Source organism: Sphingomonas sp. FW306-1B-B10E, assembly GCF_058782005.1.
In genome coordinates this window covers 1-8789 of record NZ_JBYSXG010000090.1, presented here as the reverse complement: position 1 = coordinate 8789, position 8789 = coordinate 1, and the positions used below count along the sequence as shown (strand labels likewise).

Annotated in this window: 13 protein-coding genes; 8 read left to right on the top strand and 5 right to left on the bottom strand. The window is 66.9% G+C overall.

Annotation, left to right across the window (positions count from 1 at the left end):
- Window positions 1–47 precede the first annotated feature (47 nt).
- Window positions 48–836 carry an SDR family oxidoreductase gene (locus AC3WJI_RS21085; RefSeq protein WP_492759271.1) on the top strand — a complete coding sequence of 263 codons (789 nt, stop codon included), beginning with the start codon at window positions 48–50 and terminating at the stop codon, window positions 834–836.
- Between the two features lie 36 nt (window positions 837–872).
- Here the strand turns inward: AC3WJI_RS21085 and AC3WJI_RS21080 are convergent, their stop codons facing one another.
- Together AC3WJI_RS21080 and AC3WJI_RS21075 are read right to left on the bottom strand one after the other, a co-directional pair.
- Complete coding sequence (locus tag AC3WJI_RS21080; RefSeq protein WP_492759270.1) at window positions 873–1328, bottom strand: hypothetical protein; 456 nt, start codon at window positions 1326–1328, stop codon at window positions 873–875.
- On the bottom strand, window positions 1325–1975 hold the full coding sequence (locus AC3WJI_RS21075; RefSeq protein WP_492759269.1) for a histidine phosphatase family protein: 651 nt from the start codon (window positions 1973–1975) through the stop codon (window positions 1325–1327). The genes AC3WJI_RS21080 and AC3WJI_RS21075 overlap by 4 nt, the downstream gene beginning before the upstream one ends.
- A gap of 153 nt (window positions 1976–2128) precedes the next feature.
- On the opposite strand from AC3WJI_RS21075, the gene AC3WJI_RS21070 reads away from it, so the two are divergent.
- The 5 genes from AC3WJI_RS21070 (at window position 2129) to AC3WJI_RS21050 (ending at window position 5659) form a co-directional block, all read left to right on the top strand.
- On the top strand, window positions 2129–2722 hold the full coding sequence (locus AC3WJI_RS21070; protein ID WP_492759268.1) for an outer membrane protein: 594 nt from the start codon (window positions 2129–2131) through the stop codon (window positions 2720–2722).
- A 161-nt stretch (window positions 2723–2883) separates the two neighbouring features.
- Window positions 2884–3546, top strand: a complete 663-nt coding sequence (locus AC3WJI_RS21065) for an outer membrane protein (RefSeq protein ID WP_492759267.1) — start codon at window positions 2884–2886, stop codon at window positions 3544–3546.
- Between the two features lie 133 nt (window positions 3547–3679).
- On the top strand, window positions 3680–4792 hold the full coding sequence (dnaN, locus tag AC3WJI_RS21060; RefSeq protein ID WP_492759266.1) for a DNA polymerase III subunit beta: 1113 nt from the start codon (window positions 3680–3682) through the stop codon (window positions 4790–4792).
- A 253-nt stretch (window positions 4793–5045) separates the two neighbouring features.
- Window positions 5046–5360, top strand: coding sequence for a hypothetical protein (locus AC3WJI_RS21055; protein ID WP_492759265.1), 315 nt, complete (start codon window positions 5046–5048; stop codon window positions 5358–5360).
- Between the two features lie 137 nt (window positions 5361–5497).
- Entirely contained in the window at window positions 5498–5659 is a 162-nt protein-coding gene (locus AC3WJI_RS21050; RefSeq protein WP_492759264.1) for a hypothetical protein, read from the top strand.
- Here the strand turns inward: AC3WJI_RS21050 and AC3WJI_RS21045 are convergent, their stop codons facing one another.
- Window positions 5660–6004, bottom strand: a complete 345-nt coding sequence (locus AC3WJI_RS21045; RefSeq protein ID WP_492759263.1) for a hypothetical protein — start codon at window positions 6002–6004, stop codon at window positions 5660–5662.
- Window positions 6005–6124: 120 nt separating this feature from the next.
- Here AC3WJI_RS21045 and AC3WJI_RS21040 point away from each other — a divergent pair, with 120 nt between their 5' ends.
- A complete protein-coding gene (locus tag AC3WJI_RS21040; RefSeq protein WP_492759262.1) occupies window positions 6125–6880 on the top strand; it encodes a Coq4 family protein in 756 nt (251 codons plus the stop codon).
- Here the strand turns inward: AC3WJI_RS21040 and AC3WJI_RS21035 are convergent.
- On the bottom strand, window positions 6877–7614 hold the full coding sequence (locus AC3WJI_RS21035; protein WP_492759261.1) for a hypothetical protein: 738 nt from the start codon (window positions 7612–7614) through the stop codon (window positions 6877–6879). The two genes, AC3WJI_RS21040 and AC3WJI_RS21035, sit on opposite strands and share 4 nt — an antisense overlap.
- Entirely contained in the window at window positions 7614–8444 is an 831-nt protein-coding gene (locus AC3WJI_RS21030; protein ID WP_492759260.1) for a hypothetical protein, read from the bottom strand. The genes AC3WJI_RS21035 and AC3WJI_RS21030 overlap by 1 nt, the downstream gene beginning before the upstream one ends.
- 71 nt (window positions 8445–8515) lie before the next feature.
- Between AC3WJI_RS21030 and AC3WJI_RS21025 the strand changes: the two genes are divergently transcribed.
- Window positions 8516–8789, top strand: a 274-nt coding sequence (locus AC3WJI_RS21025; protein WP_492759259.1) for an AAA family ATPase, incomplete at its 3' end; no start/stop codon positions are given.

Here is an 8789-nt window from a genome sequence, read left to right as displayed (position 1 = left end):
CCCCCGACCCCTCCCGCAAGCGGAAGGGGAGCAGAAGGAAGAAGAAAATGGACACCAACTCGCTCTTCCGCCTCGATGGGCGCATCGCATTGGTCACCGGCGGATCGCGTGGCATCGGCCGGATGATCGCTACGGGATTCGTCGCCCAAGGCGCCAAGGTCTATGTCTCCTCGCGCAAGGCCGAGGCCTGCGAGGAGACCGCCGCCGCGCTCGGCCCGAACTGCATCGCGCTGCCGATGGACGTCGCCACGGTCGAAGGCTGCAAGGCACTCGCCGCCGCGCTCGCCGAGCGCGAGGAACGCCTCGACATCCTCGTCAACAATGCCGGCGCTGCCTGGGGCGAGCCGTTCGAAGGTTTCCCCGAAAAGGGCTGGGACAAGGTGATGGAGCTCAACGTCAAGTCGCCCTTCTTCCTGACCCAGGCGCTCCATGCCCTGCTCAAGGCGGGCGGATCGGCCGAGCACCCGGCCAAGGTGATCAACATCACCTCGATCGACGGCCAGCGCGTCAACCCATGGGAGACCTACAGCTACCAGGCGTCGAAGGCCGCATTGATCCACCTCACCCGCCGCATGGCCGCGCGGCTGATCCGCGACCATATCGTCGTGTCCTCGCTCGCCCCCGGCGCCTTTCCCAGCGACATGAACAAGGCCGCCCGCGACCATGGCGAGGGCGTCGCGAAGCGCATCCCCGCCGGCCGCATCGGCGTCGACGAAGACATGGCCGGCGCCGCGATCTACCTCGCCAGCCGCGCGGGAGATTATGTGGTGGGCGAGACGCTGACGGTGGACGGCGGACTGGTCAATGCAAGCCTTGGTGGGAGTATCGAGGCTTAGCTCCCTGGCCTCTCCCACGAGGGGAGGGGAAAGACGTCACCGCCCCGCGCACCCCAAGGCCGCCGCGTCGATCGCGGTCGCCGCGCCTTGCAGCGCGTAGGTGTCGGCGAACGCCGCGCCGTTGGTGGCGATCGTCTCGACGCTCATGCTGCGGCCGTCGCGGATCGCCGCGACCACCGCGGCGTCGGTGCGCGAGTCCGGCGCCCAGGCGTCAATCTCGCCCGCACGCAGCTCGAAACGGCGTTCGCCGATCGCCAGCGTAACCCGGGCGTTGCCGGCATGCGCTCGGCTGAGGCGGACATGCAACTGGTTGCGCACGCCCTGCCTCGGCCAGGTGGCAATGCTCGCAAAGGCTTGCCCCCGGCCCTGCTCCACCGGCTTGGCGATCGCGAAGCAGCGCAGCGGCGAGGCGTCGCGAAACGCCCCCCAGCTGCCGAACGTCCCCAGCGCATCGCGCGGCAGCAGCGCGAGAAGCAGCGCCAGCGCGATCATGCCGGCGCCGCGTGACGGCCGGTGCCGAGATGGACGACGCGCTCGACGCCCTGCTCGATCAGCACCACCGATCCCTGCGGCAGATCGGGCGCCACCGGCGCGTCGAATTGCGGCATCGCGTCGGCGCCGGTCATCACGCCACGCAACACCCGGCTCGACATGCCGTGCATGATCACCAGTCGGTCGCCGGGATCCTGGTCGGTGTCGGCGAGCCAGGCCGAGACGCGCGCGGCGATCGCGTCATACCATTCGCCGCCCTCGGGCGGGCGGGTGTACAGCCCGTGCTCGAGATCGAGGAAGCTGCCGACCTCTTCCTGCAATTCGGCATAATAGCGCCCGCTCCAGCTGCCCATGGCGATCTCGACGAGGCGGTCGTCGGTCTTCACCTGGTGCCAGTCGAGCTCGAGATGCTCGGCGATGATCGCCAGGGTCTGGAGCGCGCGGCCGGCGCTCGACGACCACAAAGTCAGCTTCGGCCGGGGCCCGAGCAGCGCGCGCAGCGCCGCGCCCATCGCATCGGCCTGGGCGAAGCCGGCGCGGGTGAGCGGGGTGTGCGGATGATCGCCCTGCATCCGGCGCGCGATGTTGAACACGGTCTCGCCGTGACGGGCGATGAAGTCGCGGCCCTTGCGGTTGCTGGCTTGCATGCCGCCTTCCTCAGCGCCTCGGCCCGGCAAAGGCAATATGCGATTTCTCTGCGTCACGATTTTGCCTCGTTTCGTTCAGGCAACGAACAGGTGGGTTACTGTATCAGTACACCAGCTCGGAAACGGGCATGTAGCGTAACCAGGGAGTATCCAATGCGTAACCTCATCCTCGCCGCGCTCGCGGCATCCGCCGCCGCGACCCCCGCCTTCGCGCAGGACGCCACCTTCACTGGTCCCCGCGCCGAGGCGATCCTGGGTTGGGACCATGTCGGCGACGATTCGCTCGACAATGGATCGCGCGACGGCGTCGTCTATGGCGGCCAGATCGGCTATGATCATCAATCCGGCAACACCGTGTTCGGCATTGAGGGTGAAGTCACCGGCGCCACCACCAAGGACGAAGCCTTCGGCGTGCTCGCTGCCGGCGATCGGCTCAAGGTCTCGGCAGGCCGCGACCTATATGTCGGCGGCAGGCTCGGCTTCGTCGCCGGCAACCGCGCACTGATCTACGCCAAGGGCGGCTACACCAATGCCCGCTTTAACACCGAATACAACGCCAATACCAACAGCGCGATCACCGAGCATGACACGGTGGACGGCTGGCGCGCCGGCGCGGGCGCGGAGGTCAAGCTCAACGACAAGGTCTATCTGAAGGGCGAGTATCGCTACTCGAAGTACAAGTCCGACGATGCCGGCGTCGATGCCAGCCGCCACCAGGTCCTCGGCGGCGTCGGGGTACGCTTCTGATCTCGGATCCCCCCGCAATCGGGGGATCCTTCACCGCAACCTCCTGTGGCAAAATTGCCACGGATTTTCCTGTTTATGTGAGGTTCATGCAACTGCGGACTCGCGTCCCCAGTTATGCCCCGGCCCGCTCGCAAGGCGGACCGGTTACCCAAGGAGTTAGTATGCGTAAGCTTGTTTTCGTCGCCGCCCTGGTCGCATCGTCGGCGCTCTCCGCCCCCGCCTTCGCTCAGGATGAAGGCTCCAGCGCCCCCGGCGGCTTCCGTGTCGGCGTGGTCGGCGGTCTCGACATCGTCCGTACCGGCAGCAGCGAGGATTCGCGTATCCGCGGCGACGACCAGAGCATCGAAGGCGCCTTGTACGGCGTCGAGGCCGGCTATGACATCCCGCTCGGCGGCGCGATCCTCGGCATCGAGGGCGAGTTCAGCGGCTCGACTGCCAAGGTCTCGACCGACACCAGCGATCCCAACTATTTCGGCTATGGCCGCGTCAAGGCTGGCCGCGATATCTATGTCGGCGCACGCCTCGGCTTCGAAGCCGCGCCGGGCACCCTCGTCTATGCCAAGGGCGGCTACACCAATGCCCGCCTCAACGTGACTGCCGACAACGGCACCACCTCGCGCGACGAGAACTTCCAGCTCGACGGCTGGCGGATCGGCGCGGGCGTCGAGAAGTCGATCGGCCGCAACACCTATGCCAAGCTCGAGTACCGCTACTCGAACTACACCAATGCGGACTTCCAGTTCGCCAATGGCACGGTGACCGACACGTTCGACGTCGACACCGACCGGCACCAGGTCGTCGCGGGCGTCGGCTTCCGCTTCTGAGGCACGCAGCGCACCATTTTGGTGTGCAAAGGAGGGTCGGGGCGCTTGCCCCGGCCCTTTTTGCCGTTACAGATTGACACCGAGCCAATTCGCCAGCGCCCGGATTCGTGCGCGGCACCGGGGGTTTTGAGTGATGAAGGCGACGATCGAACGCGCAACTCTGTTGAGGGGCCTGAGCCACGTCCAGTCGGTGGTCGAGCGGCGCAACACGATCCCGATCCTGTCGAACGTGCTGATCGAGGCGCAGGGCGGCGGCACGATGCGGCTGATGGCGACCGATCTCGACCTGCAGATCGACGAAACGATCGCGGCCGCAGTCGACCAGCCCGGCGCGATCACCGTCTCGGCGCACACCTTGTTCGACATCGTGCGCAAGCTGCCCGAAGGCTCGCAGGTCGAGCTCGCCGCGGCGGAAGGCCGGATCACGGTCAATGCCGGCCGCGCCAAATTCACCCTGGCGACGCTGCCGCGCGACGATTTCCCGATGATCGCCGAGGGCGAGCTGCCGACCACATTCGAGCTGCCGGCGGAGACGCTCAAGCAGATCATCGACAAGACCCGTTTCGCGATCTCGACCGAAGAGACGCGTTACTACCTCAACGGCATCTTCCTCCACGTCACCGACGACGCCCAGCCTTTGCTCCGCGCCGCCGCGACCGACGGTCACCGCCTCGCACGCGTGACGGTTCAGCGCCCCGACGGCGCCGACGGCATGCCCGACGTAATCGTGCCGCGTAAGTGCGTCGCCGAGCTTCGTAAGCTGCTCGACGAGGTCGACGGCTCGGTCGGCGTGTCGCTGTCGGGTTCGAAGATCCGCTTCGATCTCGGCCAGGCGATCCTGACCTCGAAGCTGATCGACGGCACCTTCCCCGATTACAGCCGCGTCATCCCGACCGCGAACGACAAGATCCTCAAGATCGACCCCAAAAGCTTCATGCAGGGCGTCGACCGTGTCTCGACGATCGCCACCGAGAAGACCCGCGCGGTCAAGATGGCGCTGGACCGCGACAAGATCATCCTGTCGGTCACCAGCCCCGAGAATGGCGCCGCGGCCGAGGAAGTGCCGGGCGAATATGCCGCGATGGGGTTCGAGATTGGCTTCAACAGCCGCTATCTGATGGACATTCTCGGCCAGATCGAGGGCGATCTCGTCGAGGTCCATCTCGCCGACGCTGCGGCGCCGACGCTGATTCGCGAGAATGACAGCGCGCCGGCGCTCTACGTGCTGATGCCGATGCGCGTGTGAAGTCCGGGCGTATCGGTCTTGCCCCGCTGGCGCTGCTCGCGGGGTGCACCGACAAGCCGGCACATTCGCCCGACTCCGACGCAAACCTCACCGCGGCGAGCGCGGTGCTCGACAATATGACGACCGTCATGGTCGATTCTTCCTGGGCCGACATGGATCCCGAACTGCGCTTCGATCCCGCCAGCGAGCGAAGCGCCTGCACGTCCCCGCCGCGCTGCGCGGTGCCAGCCTCGGTTATTTCGGCGATGCGCCGATGGTCGCACAATATAATGCGGCGCAGCGAACACGGATGCGCAACGAGCATGCCGGTTTCAGCTTCACCGGTGACCGCGATGGCGACGGTGCTCCCGAGACGTACCGCACGGGTTTCTGGCAGCGCGGCGACGATCGCGGAACCTTCCTCGTGGTGTTCGAACGGGGCGTGCAAAAGGGCCTGGTGCAGACCGACGACGCCGGCGTGTTCCTCAGTTGGATGCAAGGCCTGCTCGAAGTCGCCGCCTGCAATTGCAGCCATTCGGGCGCCGTCTCGTTCGTCGGCGACCGGCTTCGCGTCGCATTCAGCGACTGAGCCGCATGCCCGCTTTTCGCGCCCGATGCCGATGCGTGTGTGGATCGCGACGAAGCGTTCCAACTTATCCACGTAATTCCGCGACTCGCATCAATACGTAGGATTTTGTTCGTTTCATGCGTGGTATGGCGCTCCGCATGCAAGGTTTGGACGCCCTTATCGCCTTCAACCACCGTCGCGCCGACGAAGAGCGCGCGCGGGCGGAGCTTGCCGGCAATGCGCGCGACCGCGCGCTGCACCTCGAAATGGCATCGATCTTCGAGCGCCGCGCCGATGTCCGCAAGCGGCTGATCCTCTGATCACTGCGCTTTGATGGCGCTCACATCGGCACGCGCGCGATCGCGCACCGCCTGAACCTGCGCCGCGGCATGGCGCTCGACGATCTTCGCTTCCTTGCCCAGCGCCTCGGCGCGCGTACGTAGCCGCTCGGCCTCGAAGCCGTTGGCGAGGCCGGCCTGCTGCGACAGGGTGTCGGCCTCGGCACGGATCTGACCCACTTGGTTCTTCGACGCCGATTCGATCGCGTCCGCCTGTGCCTCGGCCGCATCCTGGATATTGTCGATCCGCGCCTGTTCGGGGCTCTGTGGGCCGCAGCCCGCAAGCGCCAGCGCCAGCAAGGCGGCAGGCATGATCCAGCTTGGCATCGTCTCTCTCCCTGTCCGCAACGCCAACAAGGCAGCTTCGCTTTGGTTTCGCGCGAACGATTGAACTTCGCGGCAGGTTCTGCTATTTACATCAGTGTAAGTATGTCAGCAGGGCAGATCATGGCGACGCAGGCACCCTATAATCCCGGCATTCCGCTGAAGCGCGAATGGGGCACCGCGCTCGGCGCGCTTCGCCGGCTGCTGGCCAATGGCGACGATACCGAGCAGGTGTTCCGCATCATGCGCGCTTTGAACGGCGACGTCACGCAGAAGAATTACCGCAAGCTGCTTACCGTCCCCGGCGGCGGCAGGCTGGCCTATCAGCGGCTCGAACTCGCCGAGCGGCTGTCCGACCGCAGCTGGATCGACGGCTTCGCGCCCGGCACCGTCGGCGGCACCTATCGCGCCTTTCTCGACGCGACCGGCTATTCGGCCAAGGGGCTCGAGCAAGTCAGCATCAACGCGGTCGGCGCGGAAGCGCTGGCAGTCGAGCATCCCTATGCGTGGATGGGCCGGCGCGAGCGCGACATTCACGATCTCTGGCACGTGCTCACCGGCTACAAGGCCGATGAGCATCTCGGCGAGGCGTGCCTCGTCGCTTTCTCTTATGCACAGACCGGTGGGCTCGGCTGGGCGTTCATCGCCGCCGGCGCCGCGCTCAAGAGCATCCGCATCACCGGCAAGCGCGATTTCTTCCGCGCGGTGATCGAAGGTTATCGCCGCGGCAAGCGCGCCGCCTGGCTGCACGGCGAGGATTACGAGGCCTTGCTCGCCGAGCCGCTGGAAGTCGCGCGCCGCCGCCTCGGCATCGCCGAACCCCAGGCCTATCGCGTCGCCCAGGCGAGCCTCGCCGAAGCGGGGCTCACCGGGATCTAAGGCGAGGGCGGGGTCGGCTGCTCCGGCGCGGGCGCGCGCTCGACCTTCTCGGCAGGGGTCGCGTCCGGCGCCGACATCGCCTTGTCGAACGCAGCGCCGTCCAGCACTGGCCCCGGCAGCGCGAAACGCGCCGCGGCGATCGGCGCCTTGCTGACCGACTGCAACCGCAATTCCTCGATCAGCATGCCGCGCAACGGGGTTCCCTTGGCGAACACCGCACGCGCCTGCTCGGCGAAGTTCGACGGCGGGATGAGCTTGGCGAACGCGGTAAGCCCTTCGTCGAGCACGCCGGCGAATATCTTGCCCACCGGGGCGAGATCGCGATCCGGGCACATAACCACTTCGATCGTGTTGGCGTTCGGCCGGTCCAGCCGGATCGTCCACAGATCGCCGCGGCGGCTGGCGACCAGCTCCTCGGCGCCCTGCTTGACGATCGCGACATCCGGCGTTGCGCCGGGCTTGGGCGGTGCGACGGGGATCTTGCCGACGGCGAGATCGAGGAACGTCTGCCGCGGCACGACGAGCGGCGTCGTGCCCTGGAAAATGACGACATAGTCGCTGCCGCCATGCCGGAGGAGCGCGAACTTGCCGGCAATCTCGGCGCGATAATCGCCGCCGTCGTCGACTTCGACGGTCAGCTTCTCCTTGCCGAAATCATAGTTCGCCGTGACGTCGGCCACCGCGGGCAGCGGCGCCAGGAGCAGCGCCGCGGCGGCGGCCGACGTCCAGCGCATCACTTGACCTTGGGCGCAGGCGACGGCGCGGGTGCGGGCTGCGCCTGCACCGGCGGCTGACCCTGGACGGGCGGCTGGCCCTGCATTGGCGGCTGCGCGCTCTGCATCGCCTTCTGCGCCGCCTGGGCACGCGCACGCTCGGCACTCAGCCGCGCCTTCAGCGTCGCCTTGTCGACCGGCGACGGCACGTCGAAGCTCTTCACGTCAATCGGCCCCTTCTCGACCTTGTCGAGCTTGATCGCGTCGGCGAAACGCAGCACCATGCCCTTGCCGAGCATTTCCTCGACGCGCTTTTCGAGATTGCCCTGCCCGCCCTGGATCTGCTTCGCCTGGGCCGAACCGAGCTTGGTCTGCATCTCGAGCGCCTTGCCGACATTGGCATAGGCCGGATCGCCGCTGATCACCGCTTCGAAGCTCTCGGTCCCCGGGCCCTTCTTGGCGCTGACCTTCCAGACGTCGCCCTTGACGTCGGCGATCGTCTCGCTGCCCTGCTTGACGAGGTCGTACTCGCTCTGCGGGGGCAGGCCCATCGGCTTCATGCCCGCTTCCTTCATCATCTCGCCCATCACGGCGATGAAGTCGTCCGTCTTCGCCGCGAACTTGCCCTTGCTGTCGGTCAGCATGACATATTCGGTGCCGCCCTTGCGCAGCAGCACCTGCTGGCCGGCTTCGACGCGCGCGTCGCCATTGCCCGCGGCCTGGACGGTGATCGTCCCTTGACCGCCGCCCAAAGTATAGCGGGCAGTGACGTCCTCGGGCGCCTTCGAGCAGGCGGCGAGGGCAAGGGCCGCGGCGGCGGCGAGACAGGCTTTGAAATTCGGGCGGATCATGGTTTCTCCTTTGGCGCCTTCATCGGCGAAGCGCTGTCCGGCGGCAAGTGCCTGCGCTAGAGCACAAACAAATGACCGTCACGCGACTAGTTCTCACCGATTTCCGCAATCATGCCGATGCCGTGCTGTCGGCGCGCGCGGGTTTCGTCGTGCTGACCGGCGAGAATGGCGCGGGCAAGACCAATCTGCTCGAGGCGGTGTCGCTGCTCGCCCCCGGCCGCGGCCTTCGGCGCGCCTCGCTCGGCGAGATGGTCCGCCAGGGCGCGGCAGGCGGCTTCGGCGTGGCGGCAACCTTGTCCCCCCACCTGACGGCGTTCCCCTCCCGCTTGCGGGAGGGGTCAGGGG

What these genes read in the sequence shown, in the direction of transcription:
- AC3WJI_RS21085 (WP_492759271.1), top strand. Translation starts at nt 48, where the DNA reads ATGGACACCAACTCGCTCTTCCGCCTCGATGGGCGCATCGCATTGGTC.
- AC3WJI_RS21080 (WP_492759270.1), bottom strand. Translation starts at nt 1,328, where the DNA reads ATGATCGCGCTGGCGCTGCTTCTCGCGCTGCTGCCGCGCGATGCGCTG.
- AC3WJI_RS21075 (WP_492759269.1), bottom strand. Translation starts at nt 1,975, where the DNA reads ATGCAAGCCAGCAACCGCAAGGGCCGCGACTTCATCGCCCGTCACGGC.
- AC3WJI_RS21070 (WP_492759268.1), top strand. Translation starts at nt 2,129, where the DNA reads ATGCGTAACCTCATCCTCGCCGCGCTCGCGGCATCCGCCGCCGCGACC.
- AC3WJI_RS21065 (WP_492759267.1), top strand. Translation starts at nt 2,884, where the DNA reads ATGCGTAAGCTTGTTTTCGTCGCCGCCCTGGTCGCATCGTCGGCGCTC.
- dnaN (WP_492759266.1), top strand. Translation starts at nt 3,680, where the DNA reads ATGAAGGCGACGATCGAACGCGCAACTCTGTTGAGGGGCCTGAGCCAC.
- AC3WJI_RS21055 (WP_492759265.1), top strand. Translation starts at nt 5,046, where the DNA reads ATGGTCGCACAATATAATGCGGCGCAGCGAACACGGATGCGCAACGAG.
- AC3WJI_RS21050 (WP_492759264.1), top strand. Translation starts at nt 5,498, where the DNA reads ATGCAAGGTTTGGACGCCCTTATCGCCTTCAACCACCGTCGCGCCGAC.
- AC3WJI_RS21045 (WP_492759263.1), bottom strand. Translation starts at nt 6,004, where the DNA reads ATGCCAAGCTGGATCATGCCTGCCGCCTTGCTGGCGCTGGCGCTTGCG.
- AC3WJI_RS21040 (WP_492759262.1), top strand. Translation starts at nt 6,125, where the DNA reads ATGGCGACGCAGGCACCCTATAATCCCGGCATTCCGCTGAAGCGCGAA.
- AC3WJI_RS21035 (WP_492759261.1), bottom strand. Translation starts at nt 7,614, where the DNA reads ATGCGCTGGACGTCGGCCGCCGCCGCGGCGCTGCTCCTGGCGCCGCTG.
- AC3WJI_RS21030 (WP_492759260.1), bottom strand. Translation starts at nt 8,444, where the DNA reads ATGATCCGCCCGAATTTCAAAGCCTGTCTCGCCGCCGCCGCGGCCCTT.